Source organism: Pseudarthrobacter sp. MDT3-1 (assembly GCF_054510755.1).
This window is the reverse complement of record NZ_JBTNDX010000030.1, coordinates 1-19,755: the sequence shown is the minus strand read 5'-3', so window position 1 is coordinate 19,755 and position 19,755 is coordinate 1. Positions and strand designations below refer to the sequence as shown.

17 protein-coding genes and 2 pseudogenes are annotated in these 19,755 nt (G+C 64.7%); 10 read left to right on the top strand and 9 right to left on the bottom strand.

Features of this window, described 5'->3' with window-relative positions; genetic code table 11:
- Positions 1-62: 62 nt before the first annotated feature.
- A complete protein-coding gene (locus ACX80X_RS18160) occupies positions 63-812 on the bottom strand; it encodes a cytochrome c biogenesis CcdA family protein (protein WP_252602539.1) in 750 nt (249 codons plus the stop codon).
- 321 nt (positions 813-1,133) lie between these two features.
- Between ACX80X_RS18160 and ACX80X_RS18155 the strand changes: the two are divergent.
- The 4 genes and pseudogenes from ACX80X_RS18155 to ACX80X_RS18140 all read left to right on the top strand — a co-directional run.
- A pseudogene (locus ACX80X_RS18155) lies at positions 1,134-1,286 on the top strand (DUF4229 domain-containing protein); the annotation flags it as partial.
- Positions 1,287-1,413: 127 nt separating this feature from the next.
- A complete protein-coding gene (locus ACX80X_RS18150; protein WP_252602537.1) occupies positions 1,414-2,043 on the top strand; it encodes a DedA family protein in 630 nt (209 codons plus the stop codon).
- 681 nt (positions 2,044-2,724) lie between these two features.
- A complete protein-coding gene (locus ACX80X_RS18145) occupies positions 2,725-5,565 on the top strand; it encodes a heavy metal translocating P-type ATPase (RefSeq protein ID WP_252602535.1) in 2,841 nt (946 codons plus the stop codon).
- Positions 5,566-5,800: 235 nt separating this feature from the next.
- Entirely contained in the window at positions 5,801-6,679 is an 879-nt protein-coding gene (locus ACX80X_RS18140) for a F510_1955 family glycosylhydrolase (RefSeq protein ID WP_252602533.1), read from the top strand.
- A 345-nt stretch (positions 6,680-7,024) separates the two neighbouring features.
- On the opposite strand, the gene ACX80X_RS18135 is transcribed toward ACX80X_RS18140, so the two are convergent.
- The 3 genes from ACX80X_RS18135 to ACX80X_RS18125 all read right to left on the bottom strand — a co-directional run bounded on the left by ACX80X_RS18135 (position 7,025) and on the right by ACX80X_RS18125 (position 9,329).
- On the bottom strand, positions 7,025-7,645 hold the full coding sequence (locus tag ACX80X_RS18135; protein WP_459309759.1) for a DUF3105 domain-containing protein: 621 nt from the start codon (positions 7,643-7,645) through the stop codon (positions 7,025-7,027).
- A gap of 41 nt (positions 7,646-7,686) precedes the next feature.
- The gene (locus tag ACX80X_RS18130; RefSeq protein WP_252602530.1) at positions 7,687-8,376 is read right to left on the bottom strand and encodes a DUF305 domain-containing protein; all 690 of its coding nucleotides are present in this window, start codon (positions 8,374-8,376) and stop codon (positions 7,687-7,689) included.
- Positions 8,377-8,567: 191 nt separating this feature from the next.
- Positions 8,568-9,329: a DUF4396 domain-containing protein gene (locus tag ACX80X_RS18125; RefSeq protein ID WP_252602528.1), complete on the bottom strand. Its 762-nt coding sequence runs from the start codon at positions 9,327-9,329 to the stop codon at positions 8,568-8,570.
- 583 nt (positions 9,330-9,912) lie between these two features.
- On the opposite strand from ACX80X_RS18125, the gene ACX80X_RS18120 reads away from it, so the two are divergent.
- The 3 genes from ACX80X_RS18120 (at position 9,913) to ACX80X_RS18110 (ending at position 13,127) form a co-directional block, all read left to right on the top strand.
- The gene (locus ACX80X_RS18120) at positions 9,913-10,194 is read left to right on the top strand and encodes a glycoside hydrolase family 15 protein (protein WP_252602525.1); all 282 of its coding nucleotides are present in this window, start codon (positions 9,913-9,915) and stop codon (positions 10,192-10,194) included.
- Positions 10,195-10,981: 787 nt separating this feature from the next.
- A complete protein-coding gene (locus ACX80X_RS18115) occupies positions 10,982-12,319 on the top strand; it encodes a hypothetical protein (RefSeq protein WP_459312967.1) in 1,338 nt (445 codons plus the stop codon).
- 94 nt (positions 12,320-12,413) lie between these two features.
- Positions 12,414-13,127 (top strand): hypothetical protein, encoded by a 714-nt coding sequence (locus tag ACX80X_RS18110; protein ID WP_459312965.1) that lies wholly within the window; start codon positions 12,414-12,416, stop codon positions 13,125-13,127.
- A 119-nt stretch (positions 13,128-13,246) separates the two neighbouring features.
- Here ACX80X_RS18110 and ACX80X_RS18105 read toward each other — a convergent pair.
- Positions 13,247-13,511, bottom strand: a pseudogene (locus tag ACX80X_RS18105) (recombinase family protein); the annotation flags it as partial.
- A gap of 119 nt (positions 13,512-13,630) precedes the next feature.
- Here ACX80X_RS18105 and ACX80X_RS18100 point away from each other — a divergent pair.
- On the top strand, positions 13,631-14,323 hold the full coding sequence (locus tag ACX80X_RS18100; RefSeq protein ID WP_252602518.1) for a haloacid dehalogenase type II: 693 nt from the start codon (positions 13,631-13,633) through the stop codon (positions 14,321-14,323).
- 69 nt (positions 14,324-14,392) lie between these two features.
- Here the strand turns inward: ACX80X_RS18100 and ACX80X_RS18095 are convergent, their stop codons facing one another.
- On the bottom strand, positions 14,393-15,139 hold the full coding sequence (locus tag ACX80X_RS18095) for a haloacid dehalogenase type II (protein WP_252602516.1): 747 nt from the start codon (positions 15,137-15,139) through the stop codon (positions 14,393-14,395).
- 44 nt (positions 15,140-15,183) lie between these two features.
- On the opposite strand from ACX80X_RS18095, the gene ACX80X_RS18090 reads away from it, so the two are divergent.
- Positions 15,184-15,804 (top strand): flavin reductase family protein, encoded by a 621-nt coding sequence (locus ACX80X_RS18090; protein ID WP_252602514.1) that lies wholly within the window; start codon positions 15,184-15,186, stop codon positions 15,802-15,804.
- Positions 15,805-15,868: 64 nt separating this feature from the next.
- On the opposite strand, the gene ACX80X_RS18085 is transcribed toward ACX80X_RS18090, so the two are convergent.
- Together ACX80X_RS18085 and ACX80X_RS18080 are read right to left on the bottom strand one after the other, a co-directional pair.
- On the bottom strand, positions 15,869-17,260 hold the full coding sequence (locus ACX80X_RS18085) for an SLC13 family permease (RefSeq protein WP_252602512.1): 1,392 nt from the start codon (positions 17,258-17,260) through the stop codon (positions 15,869-15,871).
- A 12-nt stretch (positions 17,261-17,272) separates the two neighbouring features.
- On the bottom strand, positions 17,273-18,091 hold the full coding sequence (locus ACX80X_RS18080; RefSeq protein ID WP_305884761.1) for a maleate cis-trans isomerase family protein: 819 nt from the start codon (positions 18,089-18,091) through the stop codon (positions 17,273-17,275).
- 181 nt (positions 18,092-18,272) lie between these two features.
- Between ACX80X_RS18080 and ACX80X_RS18075 the strand changes: the two genes are divergently transcribed.
- Positions 18,273-19,049 (top strand): IclR family transcriptional regulator, encoded by a 777-nt coding sequence (locus ACX80X_RS18075; RefSeq protein ID WP_459312964.1) that lies wholly within the window; start codon positions 18,273-18,275, stop codon positions 19,047-19,049.
- Between the two features lie 405 nt (positions 19,050-19,454).
- Here ACX80X_RS18075 and ACX80X_RS18070 read toward each other — a convergent pair whose 3' ends face one another.
- Positions 19,455-19,658, bottom strand: a complete 204-nt coding sequence (locus ACX80X_RS18070) for a trypsin-like serine protease (RefSeq protein WP_374210053.1) — start codon at positions 19,656-19,658, stop codon at positions 19,455-19,457.
- Between the last annotated feature and the right edge of the window lie 97 nt (positions 19,659-19,755).

The window sequence follows — 19,755 nt, the reverse complement described above, 5'->3', positions numbered from 1 at the left end:
GTTCGGGCCGTCCCGGCGGGCTCCGATCAACTTGACACAATCAGCCCAGACCGGTGTTGTGCTCAGACCGGTGTTGTGAAGGTCCCGATAAGGTTCTGGAGCCGGTAAATCCACTGGGTCCAGACGCCGGAGACCATGAGCAGACCCAGGGCCGCCAGGATGATGCCGCCGCCGATGTTGAATTTACGAATGTGCCGCCTGATGAACGAGACCGCTCCGCTGACCCAGTTAACACCCAGCGCCACCAGGAGAAACGGGATGCCGAGGCCGATGCAGTAGGCGAAGGCAAGCAGGGCGCCACGCCAGGCAGAGCCGCTGGCGGTACTCAGAGCCAGGACGGCACTGAGTGTGGGTCCGATGCACGGCGTCCAGCCCAGACCGAAGACAACACCCAGGAAAGGTGCGCCCGCAATCCCGGACGATGGCTTCCACGGCAGTTTCACTGTCCGCTGCAGGAAGGGCAGACGGCCTATGAGCACAAGACCCATCACGATGACCACGAGGCCCAGAATTCGGATCAGCAGATCCTGCCACCGGGCCAGCCAGCCGCCGACCGCCCCGAAGGCAGCACCGTAGAGCACAAAAACCACCGCGAAGCCCAGAACGAACAAACTGACCCCGAGGACGATCCGGCGCTTTGCCCGTGCATGGTCCGCGCCGGCCAAGCCCGATACGTAGCCAAGATAGCCTGGCACCAAAGGCAGCACGCAGGGGGAGATGAAGGAAACGATCCCGGCGATAACGGCCAACGGGACCGCGATCAGGAGCGCACCGGACAGCGCCGTCTGCGCGAAGAATTCACCGGGACTCATTGTGCTCCTGTAATTCATCGGGAACTGGAGGCCCGCTAATACTACCGGATATAGTACTGGCGTTCTGTGAGGGCACCCGTCCAGGAGAGCGCGCCTTCCCGGCAAACGCCTATTCCGGCACGCCGGATGCCGGTCCACCCGGCGGTTGGTCCGAAGACCTGGGCCCCTGCAGCGGGGAACCACGATCAAGGATTCGGCCGGGCGCTCCATGAAAGGTCAGCACAGTAGCTTAAGAACGGGGGAGTCACACGGGAGCAGGAAGCCACCAGGCGGCGTCCCGCTTCAGGAAGGTGGGTAACCTCGGATGGCGGTTCTTGTGAAATATTCCCTGATCCGGTCCGGCTTGCCCTCTTCGTGCCACTGCTTTCCCTGTTCGTATTCCTGAAGTTGGGTTGGCTGTTGGCCGTGGTCTGCGCGGGACTGATGTCCTACGCCATCACCTACCTGTTTTTCCAGAAGCAGCGCGATGCCGCTGTTTGCGAGGCAATTTGCCCTTAGGATCGGGGGCGGCAGCCGGTGTCCGGACAGCGCGCCCTTAGGCACGGGCAGTCTCCTAGGAAAAATCAGGGAGAGAACAGGACGGGCCGGACGTTAGGAAACTGTGCAGGCAATCAACGACTTCATCCTGGCGGCCGCGGCCCAGCCTTGGGTGCTCCTGCTCGTGCTGGCCTGCAGCACCATTGACGGCTTCTTTCCTCCGATTCCCAGCGAATCCGTCGTGGTGGGGCTGGCCGCCCTTTCCGCAAGCGCCGGTGTGCCCAACACGTGGCTCCTGTTCCTCCTGGCAGCTGTCGGCGCATTCACGGGCGACAACATCGCCTACCTCATCGGTCGGAAGGTGGGCCTGGAACGCTATCGTTGGATGCGGTCCGGGCGCGCCCGGGCCGCCTTCCGGTGGTCCGGCAGGGAGCTACGCCGACGTCCGGCCTCGGTGATCATCGTCGCCCGGTTCGTCCCGGTGGGCAGAGTCGCGGTCAATCTCACTGCCGGCGCGACGCATTACCCCCATAGCCGTTTCACGGCATTGACAGCCGTTTCCGGAGTCCTCTGGGCAGGCTATTCGGTGACGATGGGATTGTTCTTTGGGCAGTGGTTCAGCGACAACCGTCTTCTGGGCGTTGCTCTGGCAATCATCTGCGCCGTCACTCTTGGCATCGTGCTGGATGTGGTCATCAGCCGGTTCCTGAACAGACGCCCTGACGGCATGGAGGAACCTGCAGCGGACCCCTAGGCTCCTCCCGGAAACATGCCCTGAGCCCGCCTGGTCACCTCACCCTTTGTGACCATACGAGGAACAGCAGCCTTCACTCCAGCCGTGCCAACTGCGATCCGCATACAGCGCGGCTCCCGCCAGGCCGGTTTAAGCGCCGGCACGCGGCCATGGGTTTTGCGTGTGGACATGAAAGGGCCTCTCCCTATGCCTGCGGGGTGAGCTGTGGCGTTCGGGTGGGAGACACCCGGCCGTCCGCCCTGCCCAAGGCGGGGGCGCGGCTTCCCCCCGCGGCCAGCGGAAGCTGGCCAAATTGTCGTTCCCCGTCTCTGCCGAACGAATTGTGCGAAGGGGTCCCGCGGCGGCGAGTTAGGCAATGCGGCTCGGGAGTGCAGTCCTGAAGATAACCGGCACGGACCCGACCGTACGTGAAAGCTTCCCATTGCCACATTTGGGTAACGGTGGGGGAGTGTCGCATCTGGATGACACCAAAAGCGCAGGGATGGGGCGGGCCGGAGGCGCACCTTGACCACTATGCACGATAGTATTCAAGGGGCGGCGCTTGCGATACGGCCCAGGTGGCCTGGGCCGCCCGCTTCGCTGGCGGGGCCGCCGCCGCGACGTCAAAAGGGCCGGCCCGTCACCGTGCAACTGCGGAGTCGGGACGGGTAGTGGCAGAGTTTCGTGGATGGGAGAAGGGCAATGGACCTTGTCGATGTTGTGGTGATTCTCGCTGGCGTGGTCCTGGTGGGGTTTCTTGCCTGGTTCTTCTTTGCCCCGCGCCGGGCGGTTTCGGCGCATCCTCGCGGCGGTGTGCAGGTCGTCGACATCGCAGTCCGGGGTGGATACTCGCCTAACTTTGTGCGCGTCACCGCTGGGGTTCCGGTGCAGCTTCGCTTTGACCGGCGGGACAACAGCGACTGCACGAGCCGGGTGGTGTTTCCGGATCTGCGCAAGAGCGTCTCGCTGGCAGCCTTCGACACGGCGGTCCTGGACCTGACCGTTGATGAGCCGGGCGAGTATCCCTGGGCGTGCGGGATGAACATGCTCCATGGCCGGCTGCTCGTTGAACCCGATGGCGGCGCGGCGGGCCACAGCACCCGGAATGATGACACGGATGAGCCCGCGGCGCCGACGGGCCCCACCGCTGCCGGCGGCACACCGGCAGCGGAGACGCATGTCCCGGGCGGGGAGACCGCACGGGCCGTCGGCGTCGGTCCGGTGGTTGAGCCGCAGGACCGGCCCGAACGGGCGGAGTTCATGCTTCCCGGTGCACTGCGGAGCATGCCGATTGATACCGGCCGGGCTGAGGGGGTCCTCCGCCGGATCCCGGGCGTGGACAGCGCCACCGTCAATTTCGGTGCTGAGCGGGCCGTGATTCTCTATGATCCGCAACAGGCCGATGTGCGGGACCTCGAACGGGCCGTCGCCGACGCCACAGGTTTTCCCGCCCGGCTGCGGGCCGAGCCGGGCTCGGCGGAGACTGAGGACGCGGAGGCCCAGGCACGGGAGGCCGAACTGCGTGATCTGCGCTGGCGCGTGGGCCTGGGAACGCTGTTGACCCTGCCGGTCCTGTACGGGGCAATGGCGCCATATTTTATCGACGAACTGTTTGTGCCGGATATCCTGCAAAGTCCGTGGGTGCAGCTACTGCTGACTCTGCCGGTCATGGTCCTCGTCGGATGGCCGATACACAGGATCGGATGGCGCGCCCTCGCCAACCGTTCGGCGGAGATGAACAGCCTCATCACCCTGGGCACTACGGCCGCCTTCGCCTACAGCCTTCTCGTTACCTTTGCTCCTCAGATTTTGCCTGCCGATGTCCGCGACGTCTACTACGAGGTCGTGTCCTTCATCATTACGCTGATTCTCCTGGGCCGGCTCGTGGAGGCCAGGGCGCGGGCAGGCACCGGCAATGCCATCCGGGCGCTGATAGCCCTCACCCCCGCAACCGCGAAGGTCATCCGGAACGGACAGGAAATTGAAACGGCAGTCGAAGATGTCCGGCCCGGGGACGAGATCCGGGTCCGGCCGGGTGAAAAAATCCCCGTCGACGGTGAGGTCATCCAGGGCCGATCCGCGGTGGACGAATCCATGGTGACCGGTGAGAGCCTGCCGGTGACAAAGCAGGCCGGCGACACCATCATCGGCGCCACCGTCAACGGCACGGGGACCTTCAGTATGCGCGCCACCCGTGTCGGCGCCGACACGGCGCTGGCACAGATCATCCGGCTGGTTCAGGAGGCCCAGAGCTCAAAGGCTCCGATCCAGCGGCTTGCAGACGCTGTCTCCGGATACTTCGTGCCCGCCGTGGTGTTCATCGCGATCGCCACCTTCGTTCTGTGGTTTACGGTGGGAGATTCCCTCTCGCTGGCCGTCGTCGCGGCTGTCAGCGTCCTCATCATTGCCTGCCCGTGCGCGCTTGGGCTCGCGACGCCATTGTCCATCATGGTTGCCACCGGCAAGGGCGCAGCACTGGGCGTGCTCGTCAAGGACGCCGCGGCCCTGGAAACAGTAGACAAGCTCCACACTGTGGTGCTGGATAAAACCGGCACCTTGACGCGCGGCGAACCTGCACTCACTGACACCGTCCCAACCCCCGGATACGAGGCCGGGCAGCTCCTGCGCCTGGCCGGGGCGGCGGAAGCGGACAGCGAACATCCGCTCGCGGCGGCCATCGTCGCCGCGGCCCGCAAAAACGGCGGCCTTCCGCAGGCAACCGCCTTCGACTCGATCACCGGCAAAGGGATCCGGGCAGCAGTGGAACACCACGAAGTGCTCATCGGAAACAGCCGCCTTCTGGCCGATGCCAACATCCCAACCGGCGCATTGGAGGCCGAGGCGGAACGGTTGGCCAAGGACGGGAAAACACCCATGTATGTTGCCGTGGACGGAAAACCGGCCGGAATCCTCGCCGTGGCCGACACCCTCAAGCCCGGCTCCGCTGCCGCCGTCGCCCAGCTGCAGCAAAGGGGGCTGGAGGTGGTCATGATCACCGGTGACAACAAGGGGACCGCGGAGGCAATCGCGCGTCAGACCGGCATCACCCGCGTGCTCGCGGACGTGCTGCCCGCGGACAAGGCAACGGCAATCCGGTCCCTCCAGGATGAAGGGAAACTGGTGGCGATGGTAGGTGACGGCATCAACGACGCCCCCGCCCTGGCCCAGGCCGACGTCGGCATAGCCATCGGCACCGGAACCGACGTTGCCATCGAGGCCGCCGACGTCACGCTGATGTCCGGTGAACTCTCCGGCCTGATCACCACAATCGCGCTCTCCCGGTCCAGCATGCGCAACATCCGGCAAAATCTTGTGCTGGCCTTCGGCTACAACACCGCCGCAATCCCGCTGGCGGCCGGCCTGCTATACCCAGTGACGGGCGCACTCCTGTCCCCTATGGTCGCCGGAGCCGCCATGGCGCTCTCAAGCATCAGTGTTGTCCTCAATTCCACCCGCCTGAACGCCTTCAAAGCCCCTCCTATCACCGGATCCCGACACGACGACGAAGCCCAAAGCCGAAAAATGGCCCAAGAAAGCCGCTAATAATCTCATCAGTCAAACAAGCATGAATCACGAACAAGCCGATCCGTCCCCTTCAATCTGCGGGGCGGCCAGCGGGCTGCAGAGCGCACAACGGCCCCCGCAATTTCCTCCCCGCCCCGGCACGACCCGCACCGCCGGTGCCCTGCCTCCGCAGGATCCGCTCCCAGTTCCGGCAATCCGCATCCCTTCACACAGCCCCGTCCCTTCACCCTCACCATCACTTCCAGGAGCCTCCATGCCGTCCAGCCCCCGTTTGCTCACCATCCGATACGCCAGCATCCCGGCGACCGCTGCCTCGCTGCTGCTGGTACTGGCCGCGTGCACCGCACCAGCAGGAGCCCCGGAGTCATCCTCGTCCGCCGCCACCGGCTACCCGTCCGCCCACGTCCATGGCATCGCTGTTGACGAGGCCACCGGAAAGATCATGGTGGCGACTCATGAGGGCCTCTTCGATGTCACCGCCCGGCCGGCGGTCAAGATCAGCCCGACCATCGACCTGATGGGGTTCTCGCCCACGGAAGATCCGGACGTCTTTTACGCCTCCGGCCACCCGGGGAAGGGCTCGACCCTTCCGAATCCCGTGGGCCTGATCCGATCCGGCGACGGCGGCAAGACTTGGGAAGAGCTTTCACGCCAGGGCGAGTCCGATTTCCATGCCATGACCATGACCAAAAGCGGCGTTGTAGCCTTTGACGGAATCCTGCGCACCAGCCCGGACGGGAAAACCTGGAACACGTCCTCCGCAGGGTTCCAGGCCGCCGTGCTGGCCGGCAACCCCGGCTCCGACACCGTCCTGGCCACCACGCAGCAAGGACTGCAGCGCTCCACCGACGGCGGCAAGACCTGGCAACTGCTGGGTTCGGGGCCCCTCGTTCAGTTCGCCGCGTTCGCCACCAACACCGACGCGATCGGCATTGAGCCCTCCGGCGCGGTGCACTACTCCGCAGATGGCGGCGCAACGTGGGCCCCCAAAGGCAGCCTCAACGGGGAGATCCAGGCGGTCACCACGGCCAAAGCGGCCGATGGTCAGCTGAACATCTGGGCCGCCACCGGCGACGGTGTGCTCGTTTCCAAGGACAGCGGCGCCAGCTTCACCCCGTATGACCCGTCCTGACTGACTTCCCTTCGAGGGTTTTCTTCCCTCACATGAGGAGAAGCCACCGTCCAGGCCTAGTCTCGCGAACAACTGATCGCGAAACCACAAGCCAGGCCCGCCGCCGTTCTCATGAAACTGGCGCTGCGGTGTTTTCCTGGCACAGGATGACCTGAAGCACGGCCGGATGCAGGACAATACCGGGACGGGCCGCCACTGTTCCCCACGGCCTGCCGGCAAAGTTGAGTTTCATTCCCTCTGTCATCTGCAGGACAGGGCGGGGGCCTCGCTGCGCGCATCCGCAGACATCGGTCCGGGCGCCTGAATCACTGGATTGCAGGGCTGACCGGCAGCGCCGTTTTGCTGTCAGCCGTCGACGCCGCCGGTGCAGACGGCGCCGGGTTCGGGGGCCTCGGGGCTCTGCCGGTATTTTTTAATGAAGGTGGCGATGCGTTCGTCGCTGCTGCTGTCCACCGAGAGCTGTTTACCCCAGGCGGTCGCGGTAACGGGCGAGGTCTGATCGGTGACCGGGCTGAGCAGAAGGTAATCCTGGGCGCCGGCCAGTGAGGTCAGTTCGGCAACCTGGTCCTTGGGAAGGTCCTGCCGGTAGGAAAGCCAGACGGCCCCGTGTTCAAGGGAATGCACCGCCCGCGTCGGTTCGATCGGGGCGGTGTAGATGCCGCAGTTCGTCCATACGGGTGCGTGGTCACCGCCGGTCGGCGGGTTCCGGGGGTAGCTGACAGGCCCGCCGATGTGGTTTCTGGACTGGTCGGGGAAGTCCTGGACGCCTTCGACCGGCCGGGCGGCCTCAGCCTTGGCGGTCTCCTGTTTCTGGACCTCGCCGACGACGACGAAGCCCGTGGCAGCGATGATGGAGGCGACGACGGCGCTGCCGGTGCCGTATATCAACCAGGCCTTGCGCCGATCGGCCGCGCGGTGTTTGGACCGCATTGCCTTGACAAGGGCTTTTCGTTCCTCAGAGCTCATCCTGGGTGACGGCATCTGTGTTCTCGCTTTCCTTAGGGCGGTCAGAGTCTGCGGCGCAGCTCTTGGAGGGCGGTGATTTCCGCGGTCTGGGCGTCCACGATCAGGGCCGCGAAATCCCGTACCGTCGAGGTCTTAGCCAGGCGTACTCCGGCAGAGGCCATGGCGACGCCGCCCTGGTGGTGGCGGATCATCAGGTCAGTGAACAACCGGTCCGCCTCGGCGCCGGAGGACCGGCGCAGCGCCTGCATCTGCTCTGGGGTGGCCATGCCCTCCATCGCACCGTCAGCACCGCCGGCGCCACTCTGCGCGGCATGCGGCGAAGCGCTTCCATGACCGCCGGCCCCTGAGCCCATCCATGCCATGGGCGGGATCGGGCGTGCTTGCGACAGCCCCCAGTCCTGCAGCCAGGCGTACATCTGCCCATTCTGGTGCTGCTGGCTGGTGGCAACGTCGTAAGCGACAGCCCGGATCTCCTCGTTACTTGACCTGTCACGGATCAGCAGGGCCATCTCGACAGCCTGCGCGTGGTGTGCCTGCATGTCCCGGGCAAACCCGGCGTCCGCGCCCGTATCCGACACGGGCCGCGGCGTGGCGGACGACCAGCCAATACCGAAAAAGATCAGCGCAGTGAGGACAACAACAGCAACGGAACCAAGCCACAGATATCCGGCCGGGAGCCGGGAAATACCCGGTCCGACGCCCTCCGGCGGGACTGCTGATGAAAGCGGCATCGGGAATCCTTCGGGTGTCAACGTCCGCTAAGACGTTCGTTCTACGGTGCTGGCCGTCGGCGAATCCCCAACGTCATATGAACTGGTTTCGGCGTGATCGACGGTTGAGCGGAAAGGAGAAAACCCCTTTCCTCCCTCAACCGGTCGTATCCATGTTAGCCAGCCCGCGAGGCGAGGCCCCTGATGGTCGATCAGTTCCCGCGTGCGCTGAAGGCCGGAATGCCAGCCTCAAGGACCGGGTCCTTGACCCCCCGCTGGATCAGCCATCGGACGGCCGGGTAGGCGGTAGCGAATCCGAGGATGTTTCCGATCCCCATCAGGAACAAGAAAGTCACGTCGGTGGGTGCGGGCATGAACATCCCGAAGTGCAGGAAAATCATCCAGCCGCCCATGCCGATGTCAAAGGCCAGTACTGTCACCGTCGCCGCCAGCAAGGCAGCACCTGTGCCCTTCCTGGCCTGAGGCTCGCCCCAGACAGGGGATGCAAAACGCTCGAAGAAGAACAGGATCGCGATCGCAAGTAGGGCGATCACGATGATCAGCACCCACAGTTTGATTCCGGCTATGGTGAGGCCGCTGGCGATCACCAGGGGAACACCAATGACGTGCGCCACCGTGGCCGCTGCTCCGCCGGGAGTTCCGCCGGCCAGCGCCTTCAACGACAGACGTTGTTCAGGAAGAGCCCCGTTCTCCTGCTGCCATTTCGGGCTGCCTGCGCGGCCCAGCCGGTAGTAGGCCCACAGAGCGAAGGGCCCGAGGTACAGGGCCGTTATGGGCCATACGATCTCCATCATGCGTTCGCTTTGGCGGTAACGCCGCCCGTAAAAGTCATAGAGAACGACGGCCGCCGATAGAACTCCCACTGCGACATAGATCCAAGCGACGGGGGTCAGCCACTCGGGGATGGCGGATTCCATGGCCATCATTTCTGTGGGGTCATTGTGCATGCTCATACAGGTTCCTTCGCAATAACTGTCGATTCGGGGTGCCGGCGTGATTTCTTCCCATAGGCAATATGTCTCTGACCGCATCGCGGTTGAGACAAGACACCCCGCGGGCGAAGTACTACCCTACATAGGATGTGCGGCAGTACTATCCTACATAGGAGCAGGACAAACCTGAAACGGTCACTGCTGCGCCTTTTACCTGATGATCGCGATGCCGCCGCGTCGACACTGCAGGGGGCCTTCCGATGACCGGTGAAAGTGTTTTTCCTGACTTCGGGGCTTTGGCCTCGCTCGGTGACGTTCTTTCACAGCTGCCCTGGTCGGACCCCGACGGGGCGATTGAATTTTTTTGTCCGCTGCGTTTTGATGCCCCGGCGCTCGTGTTTCCGCTGCTTGACCGCCGACGTGGAGGCCGGCTGCGGGCAGGCCCCCTCAGCCCCGGGCGAACCCTTTTCCTGCAGCCGCCGCTATGGTCCGGCCAGCGCCGTCCTGAACCTGGAATGAGCCGGGCCCGCAACAAAGGCACGGCTGCAGATGGCCACGACGTGGCCCCCGCGCGAATCAGGCCAGGAACTCCCTTGGCTGCTCGATGGAAGGAACGGAAGGGCCGTTTACCATCGCCAGCTTCTGGCTGGTCGAAGCCCTCACCTGGCCGGGCGGGGCAGGCAGACCAAAAACTCTTCGAGGACCTGCTGGCCTGGGCGCAGACTTGGGAATCTTCGCCGAAGAGATTGATCCGCGCACCGGCGCACAACTGGGAAACACCCCTCAGGCCTTCAGGCATGTCGGTCTCATCAACGCCGCACTGCGTTTGGCCGGCACCTCGGCCAAAGGCGGCAAGGCAAGCGCGCCGGCGGCCGCGAAGGACTGACCCAGTACAGCGGCAAGCCTGTGGAAATTATGAACAGCGGCGAGAAGTACTCGCGGGCTTTATGAATCAACCCTTCTCGGCCCAACCGTAATTGTCGATATTGGACCTTCCGTCAAGCTTAGGGTGGCGAGGAGCAGGGGAGTAGCCTATTCGCTCTTCCAGGTTAGGCCGAGGAGCTGAAAGGCGTCCTTGATCGCGTCGCTGTTGTGGTGGAGTTCCTCTAGCCTCGTGCGCCGAAGCTTCGGGCTGACAGCACCGTCGCCTGGTCGTTCGAAGATTGCCCATAGCCGCAGATCGTCGCCGTGGCGGGAGGTGAAGGTAACGCCGTCGAGGTCTGTGGTCTCGTAGATCCAGGCGGCGACTGCCTGGGTTCAGTCGGCGTGGTCGGGCGTCTTTCAAGGCTGCGCCGTCAAGGTCCGCCAGACCAAGGCTGAGAGCCATGCCGATGAAGTGGGGATACAGGACTGCAATGGACTTGGAGTCTGTCACAGTGCAGTATGTGCCTATCAGGTCGGCTGAGGTCGCAGCCCGGGCGCCAACCCATTCGGGAGCTGTGCGTTGACTGGGAACTTCGGGACCGGGCTGCAATCCGGCCGCCACCGTAATGGTGTCGACCTTTTCCCGGGACTGGACCCATCCGTGCCCCGCACTGTGTCGAAGCACTTTCAAAGCATTACATGAGGACGAACTATTCCCCAGGGTTCTGGGGGCGTTTCTGCCGGTCTGAGAAAGTGGCGGGGACCGAAAAGTATTTGCCGGTGGACACCGGCAGTTGATCGGAGGTGGGATGGACCGCACAACCCGGAACATAGTCCCTGCCCTCCGCTTGCTCCTTGTCGGTGGGCTTTTCGCGATGTTCTGGATCATCTTCGGCGCCGGCAGCGCCCACGCCGCCGCGCCCCCTCCCCCCGGTGAGAGCTCGCACACCTCCGACGGACTCGTCCCTTCCCTGACGGCACCCGTGAAACCGCTCATCACCACGGTTCAGGCCCGGACAGAACCGTCACAGGCGAGCACAGCAGCGCCCGCGCCCGCCCCGGGACCCGCATCATCGGCCCCGCCCTTGGGCGGCAACACTCCGGCCGCCGCTCCCGTACGGACCGCCACAGTGCCCCTGACCGACGCACCCACGACGGTCCAGGGACCAGCAACCGTGATCCAAGAGGTAACGGCCCCGGTCATGGGACTTGCCGGCAGCTCCGTTGCCCCGCTCACCGCCCCCGTCACCGAACTCATTACCAGTACTGTCCAGCCGCTCCTGGGCCCGGTTACGGGACTTGCCGGCAGCTCCGTTGCCCCGCTCACCGCCCCCGTCACCGAACTCATTACCAGTACTGTCCAGCCGCTCCTGGGCCCGGTTACGGGACTTGCCGGCAGCTCCGTTGCCCCGCTCACCGCCCCCGTCACCGAACTCATTACCAGTACTGTCCAGCCGCTCCTGGGCCCGGTTACGGGACTTGCCGGCAGCTCCGTTGCCCCGCTCACCGCCCCCGTCACCGAACTCATTACCAGTACTGTCCAGCCGCTCCTGGGCCCGGTTACGGGACTTGCCGGCAGCTCCGTTGCCCCGCTCACCGCCCCCGTCACCGAACTCATTACCAGTACTGTCCAGCCGCTCCTGGCCCCGGTTACGGGACTTGCCGGCAGCTTCCTCATCCCGGTAGCAAACCCGGTGGATGCCATCACTCACCCCGTGGCAGGGTTGATCAACGGCACTACGTCGGCAAAAAATTCCCCGGGCGGCGCCGACCAATCCACCACCGTGGAGTTCAGGCCGGCTGCGGTTAGCAGCGCAAACCCGTCCCCCTCCACCGTGCTTCCCCGCCTGCTCACGGGCATTACGGACGGCAGCGCCCCGAGAGGTGCCGCGTCCATGGACGGCGGCGGTCCTTCCCTTCAGAGCCCGTCTGGGTTTCCCCGCGGAAACGAAACCGCAACGGCGCCGGTGCTCTCACCGGTGTCCGGCGGGGCCGGTGCATCTAGCCCGACCGGTGCCGGTGCACAGGCTGCAGGGGATCTTTCCTACCGTTTCGTCCTGCCCATGACCCAGGGCGGGGAAGGATCACTGTTCAGCTTCGCCCTTCCGGGGTCACCGGACGATGACCCCGGGTTCTCACCGGATTGATGATGCCCGCGCCGCGCACCTAATACCGCGGCATATGCAGGCATACCGGCCCCCTGGCCGGAACAACATTCATTCCATGTGAGGAAAAACAGTCATGAATTCATTTGTCCGCAACACCCTCTGCGCCGCAGCTTTCGCCGGCGGCGTCCTCGTGCTCGGCGCCGGAGCGGCCTCAGCCGACACAGGCACAAGCACCGGTCTTGGTATCGGTACGCAGAACCAGAGCAGCATCAGTTCCGCGTCCTCGACCACAAACCGCGACAGCATCGCGTCGAACCTTGGCCTGAACCTGGGCGCCAACGCCGGTGTTGCCAGCACCATTCAGAACACCACGGATGAGAACAGCACGACCGGGACTGACGGTGGTTCGTTCGCTTCGGCGTCGAACCTTGGCCTGAACCTGGGCGCCAACGCCGGTGTTGCCAGCACCATTCAGAACACCACGGATGAGAACAGCACGACCGGGACTGACGGTGGTTCGTTCGCTTCGGCGTCGAACCTTGGCCTGAACCTGGGCGCCAACGCCGGTGTTGCCAGCACCATTCAGAACACCACGGATGAGAACAGCACGACCGGGACTGACGGTGGTTCGTTCGCTTCGGCGTCGAACCTTGGCCTGAACCTGGGCGCCAACGCCGGTGTTGCCAGCACCATTCAGAACACCACGGATGAGAACAGCACGACCGGGACTGACGGTGGTTCGTTCGCTTCGGCGTCGAACCTTGGCCTGAACCTGGGCGCCAACGCCGGTGTTGCCAGCACCATTCAGAACACCACGGATGAGAACAGCGGAATCATCGGCGGCTAATCCAGCCAGCCGGGGGGCCGGATGCCGTGTTCGGCATCCGGCCCTTTCCGTCCAACCAATGTCGCCGCCCCCGCACTGGCACAGGGCCTCGAAGCAGACAACCAGTTCGATCCCGGCGAAAATTTGGCGAAGGCACCCATCCCCGAGAGCATGAGGTTAGCCGTCGGGGAGCCTCGCCGGTGAAGAGCAAGTTTTCCTTGACGAACTCCACGCGCACGCCTTTGCGGTCATTGCTTGGACCACTGAACGCAGGCCATCGAGGTTGCTGGCGAGCCGGTCCATGCTGTGGACCACGACAGTGCCTCAGTCACGGGCGAAGCGCTTCAGTTCGGCCAGCTGGGGACGGGGTGTACGACCGGAGGCCTTGTTTCTGAAAATCCGATCCCGACCTGCGCGCCGAGCCCGTCTGGGACCGGCGCGCAGACTGGATGAAGCATCGATGGCCCGGGCGCGGCAATTGGTCGGATTGAAGAGCTACGTGACCGTGAAGACGAAGGGAACCCATGAACAGCGCACCGTCAGTCATTGTTTTCGATGTCAACGAAACACTTTCGGACATGTCGCCTATGGGGGTGCGGTTCGCCGAAGTCGGCGCTCCGGCCCAATTGGCGAAACTTTGGTTTGCCACGCTGCTGCGGGACGGCTTCGCGCTCACCGCTGCCGGCGGCAACGGCGCCTTCGCCGAGATCGGCGCAGAGGCCCTGCGCGGGCTGCTACCCACTTCGGACATAGGGATGGACCTGGACCAGGCGGTGGCGCATGTCATGGCGGGAATGACAGGACTCAGCCTGCATCCCGACGTCCCGCATGGCGTCCGGGCCTTGCGGGCAGCCGGATACCGGCTGGTCACGCTGACCAACGGCTCCGCCCAGGTCGCAGAAAAACTGTTCACGCCCGCCGGAATCCTGGACCAGTTCGAGCTACTTCTTTCCGTGGAGGATGCCCCAGCGTGGAAGCCGGCAGCGACCGCTTACCACTACGCCTCCGGGGCCTGCGGCGTGGAACCTGGCGAAATGATGCTCGTTGCCGTGCACCCCTGGGACGTCCACGGGGCAGCCCGGGCCGGGCTGGGAACAGCGTGGATCAACCGGAACGGGGCCAACTACCCGGACTATTTCGCCGCCCCCGACTACACCGTCGCGACCTTGACCGAACTCCCGGAAGCGCTGGGGCAGTGCGGGCGTAGCGTTCCTTAAGCGGTGGAGGTTAACCCACCGACGGCAGGGCTCCACTCCACCCGCGGCCGGACGGGCGGAGGAGTCAGCTCAGGCACCGAGCTGGTGAGCCAGCCCGGTGATGCTCGACGCCGTGAGGTCCCAATCGCTCTCCGGCGTCAGGTCCGCATCCTGGCTCGGGCCGTATTCGGTGGGGCGCGCGATGAACGCCGTTGCCAGCCCGGCCTCCCGGGCAGCACGCAGGTCGTTGTTGTGTGCGGCCGCGAGCATCACCTCACCGGGCCTGAGGTCCAGGAACTCCGCAGTTCGAAGGTAGGCCGCCGGCAGCGGCTTGTACGTGCGCGTCATGTCCGAGCCGATGATCACGTCCCACGGAAGCCCTGCGTTTCTGGCCATGTCCACAAGCAGCGAGGTGTTGCCATTGGACAAGGGGCCCACGATGTAGCCGCGGCGGACGGCGGCCAGGCCCTCCACGCTGTCGGGCCATGGGGGCAGGCGGTGCCAGGATTTGTTCAACTCCTCCAAGGCCCGTGCGTCCAGCAGGTCCGGATCGAAGCCGTGGCTGCGGAGCACCTCGTCCAGGTTTTCACGGTGGAGTGAGTCCAGCGTGGCGAATTCACGGGATCCGGAGCGGATGGCCTCCATGGCTGGCTGGTATAGGGCGCGCCAGTCATCAGCGAACGCCTCGGCGTCGAGCTCCTGCCCGCGCGCCGCGGCGAAGGCGGCGGCCTGCCCGGCGACGCCGGTGCGCCAGTCCACCACCGTGCCGAAGGTGTCGAAGAGGACGGCGCGTACCCCGCACCCCGTTGATGGTGAATGGTATGGCTGGAACGTCATGTCCTGTGTCCTTTCCTTTGCTTACCTGCCCGTAGTCTGGCAGCATGCGAACTGATTTCAGCCCCACTGACACGTCCGCCCGCGATTTCTACCGGCTGCTCACCGCGGTGGTGGTGCCCCGGCCCATCGCATGGGTGTCGAGCGTATCGCCGGAGGGCGTTGACAATCTTGCCCCGCACTCGTTCTTCACCGTTGCGTCCACAAATCCGCCCATCGTGCAGTTCACCTCCGTGGGGGAGAAGGATTCGCTCCGCAACATCACCGAGTCCGGAGAGTTCGTGGTGAACCTTGCCCCGGCCGCGCTGCTGGAGGAGGTCAACGCCACCGGCACAAATTTCCCGCCGGATGTCAGCGAGTTCGACGCCGCCGGCCTCACCCGGGAGCCGAGCCTCACCGTGGGCGCGCCGCGGGTCAAGGAATCACCGGCGGTGCTCGAATGCCGCCTCCATACGCTCCTGCCGATGGGAGACTCCATCCTGGTCTTCGGCGAAGTGACGCACGCTGCCGTGAGCGACGCGGTGCTGGAAGACGGCCACCCGCGGATCGACCTGCTGGAGCCGCTGTCCCGGCTGGGCCTGGACGAGTGGGGCACCCTGGGCACGATCCATGACCTCAACCGGATCCGGCTCAAGGACTGGCCCGGGCACTTCCGCCCGAAGGCGTAAAAAGTTAGGGAAGCGGGAAAGGGGTGCCCGGCCAGGACACCCCTTCCCTTCAGCTTCGCAGTGTTTAGCCGAGGCCGAGCTGCACGAACACGAACCACACCAGGAGCGGCACCACGGCGATCATCGCAATGGCCCACACCAGCAGCGCCCGGAAGAACATCCGCTCGTCCTTGGGCTGCGCACTCGCCATCAGCAGGGCACCGCTGGTGGACATCGGGCTCACGTCAACCACCGAGGAACTGATGGCAATGGCCGTCACAACCCCAATGGGGGTGAGCAGCGGATCCATGGCAATGGGTGCCACCACCGGGCTGATCACGCCGAGGGTGCCGGTGGTGGAGGCGAAGGCCGAGACGATGGCAACCACATAGCTGGTGAGCAGAGCGGCAAGGGAGCTGTTGCCCAGGCCGGCGATGCCTTCCTGGAGTTCCTTCAACGCACCCATCTTTTCCAGCATGCCCACGTAGGTGACGATGCCAGTCACCAGGATGATCGCGGACCACGGCATGCTTTCCACTGCCGGCTTCTGCACGCTCGAGTCCAGGACGATCAGCACGGTGGCAATGACCAGCGAAGCGACGCCGACGTCCAGGCCCAGGACGGTGGTGAGCACCAGCAGGGCGCCGATGCCCACCAGGGTGAGGATCCGCATGGGCGTTGCGGCCACCTTCTCGGGACCGGTCCTGATGGTGGTTCCGGCAGCCACGGAAGTGTGCGCCGGGGCGGTAAGGACAGCCGTTGCTGTCCCGGACGGGCCTGTCGCGCTGCTTCCGGCGGGAGCGGCAGCACCGCCGTCGTGCCTTGCATCTCCAGCGTCACCGGTCTGGTGACGGGCCCCCACCTTGGCGGCGCGGCGCTTCATAATGGCCTGGACCAGGACGTAAGCGATCGCGGCCAGGATGGCATTGAAGACGAAGCAGTAAGCGTAAAGCTTGAAGGAACCGTCCGAGGCGCCGGCGCCGTCCAGCATCTTGTTGGCCAGCACGCCGAAAGGGTTGACCGGGGAGAAAGCGCCGGCGTTGGCGCCCTGGACTATGACGAGGCCCATGGCCAGGGTGCTGATGCCGAACCGCATGCCCAGCGCCAGGCCCACCGGGGCCACGATGGCGATGGCCGCGGGGGTGAACGCGCCGGCCGAAGCCAAGGCGGCCGTCAGCAGGAACATCAGGATGGGGACCAGGATCTTCCGGTCGCCGGCAAGCCGTTCAGCCCAGTACGCCAGCAGATCGATGGTTCCGTTGATCCGGACAATTGCGAAGAGCAGGGTGGCACCCACCAGGATGAAGAACAATCCGGCGGGGAACTGGCCGATGACGTCCTTGATGGACATGCCGGCCAGGAGGGTTCCGACGCCGAAAGCAGCGACGGTGGCCAGCAGACCGGCGTTGATTTTGGTGAAGGAACCGATGGCGAAGGCCGCCACCAGGACCAGGAACGCGATAAGTGACAGGGACATGGTGCCGGCCGCCTAGGAGTCCGCGGGGGTGAGGACACCGGCGCCGGACAGCAGGCTGCCGGCACCGGTGATGGCGGGCTGGTGACCGAGCGCCTTGAGGATCTCGTACGTGGTGGCGATGGCCGCAGTGATGACCGGCAGCCCGAGCTCGTCCTCAACTGCCTGGACGGCAGCCAGAGAGGGCATCTGGACGCAGGCGGAAAGTACGACGGCGTCCGCGCCTTCGCGCTGCAGGCTGCGGGCAAGCGCGGGCAGGTTCTGCGGGTCCAGGCAGCCGACGTCAAGGTTGTCGGCCACCTCGAGGCTGATCGCGTCCAGCACCGTGATGCCCGAGCCTTCGATGTAGTCCACAACCATCTGGGTGAGCGGCTTCATGTAGGGGGTGATCATGGCCACCTTGCGTGCCCCGATTTCCTGCAGGGTCCGGACCAGGGCGCCCGCGCTGCTGGTGACCGGGGCAGGGTGGCCGTTGCCGGCGGCGGCCTCCGCGATAACTTTCTCCGAACCCACATGGGCCTCGGGGCCCTGGGCCATGACGGCAACCAGGCACGCGTAGGCGATGACGTCCACGTCGGCGTCGGAGACTGCCTCAGCGCAGTCCGCTGCCTTGCCCACCATGGCCAGCAGCTCTTCGTGGGTGACCTTCTTCATGCCCGCCCGGGCGGAGTGGAACGTGTATTTGTGGCCGGTTGCCTCGGCCTGGCGGCGGAACAGCTCCGGCAGTTCAGTCTCCATGGTGGTGTTGGAGCTGGGGACGATCAGTCCCACCCGGGAGGAGCCCGGGCGCTTGGGCTCGGGCGCGGTTTCGCAAGTGACTTCGGGGGTGCTCATGGTTTCTCCACGTCTTTGTGCTGGGGCTTGAGGGATATGACCCACACCGTGGGTTCTTGTCCCATGATGTGGGTCACCCGGCTAGGATGTCAAATAGATCACGTTCCGAAGGTCCGCTTCCGGCTCACTAAGCTGGAGGCTCTCACGGAACAGTAGCTGAAGGGATGTACAAAAAGTGGCGATGGAACCGGGCGCTGGGGCCTCACCCCTGCTGGTCCTGCATAAGGTGGCGGAGATCCTGGACTGTTTTTCGGTCGACGCTCCGGAGCCGACGCTTCAGCAGATCGTCCGGAAGACGGGCCTGCCTTCCAGCACCTGCCAGCGGCTGGTGCAGAACATGCTGCGGGAAGGCTTCCTGGACCGCGAGGGCGACCGGTACCGGATCGGCATCGGGCTGGTGCGCTGGGCTACTCCCGGGACGTTCGGGCTGGACGTGGTCCGCTTGGTGAAACCGGTCTTGCAGCAATTGCGCGACGACACAGGTGAGACCGCATGCCTATACGTCCGGGATGGGGCCTTCCGGACCATCGTTGCCGTTGCCGAGACGCGCCACGTGGTGATGCGGCCGTTCATGGTGGGCATGGTGATGCCGCTGCATGCCGGAGCCCCGGGCAAAATTTTTCTTGCATTCGACCCCGAGGCGTGGGATGCCCTGGACGAGCACGGACTCGACAGTTTTACCCCCGGCACGCCGGCGTCCTTGGAAAAGCTCCAGAAACAGGCGGCTATGGCCCGGGAACAGGGGTTTTATGCGGCTTTTGGGGAACGGAACGAGGACGTCGGTTCCATCAGTGCACCCGTATTCGACCACGCCGGGCGGCTCACTTGCGCTATCGGCCTGGGGTTTCCTAACCAGCGGATTGGGCCCGCCGACGTCGAACGGCTGGGACCCGTGGTTGCCCGCGCTGGCCTGGAAGCCAGCCGTGCTCTGGGGTATGACTGCAGTGCGTCAACTTAGATGGACACGGACACGGAACGGGAGTTCTCGCATCCACTGCAACTCCCGCGCTTTGAAACGCCGATAACCCACCTTTCGTCAACCTGACATCAAGGAACACGGCTGGCCACGGAAGCTCCGGCCAGTGCGGGTGCGCTTGCGATGATGTAGTCCAACGCGGCCGGTCTTGTCATCGCCAGGCCGTTCCTGCTTGGCAGGATGCCCTTGCGTCGCAGTGCGCGCAAAATCTTCTGGAGATTCGACTGAGTATGAGTTCAGCAGGCACCAACTCGTATTCAGCCCGTAGAGCTCCTCATAACCCAAGACCTATGTAGCTGCGTGCCGCTCTGGGAACGTAGGACACTATCCGCAGAAGGGGCGGCCCAACAGGTGAGCCGCCCTTCTACAGGAGATCACTCTCAAGGGCTATGGACGAGATTGCTCAACCGAAGCACTGTATGACCAGCCCTCAACGAAGCCGTCGTCAGCCTTCGTTAGCGCTTGAATGAGTCCGACCGGGACGAGCACACCATGCCCCGGGTAGTTCGGATTGTCAGCACCATAGTTCATTCCCACCAACAGGCCAGATGAACTTACAACTGGGCCACCCGAGTCGCCCTTTAGCCCCAATGCCGTTCGGTTAGTCGTCTGGGTCGGGTGTCAAGATTCTCGTGGTGAGTGTCGCGGGGTAGGTTCGGCGGTCGATGGCACGGCCTTTGGCCCGGTA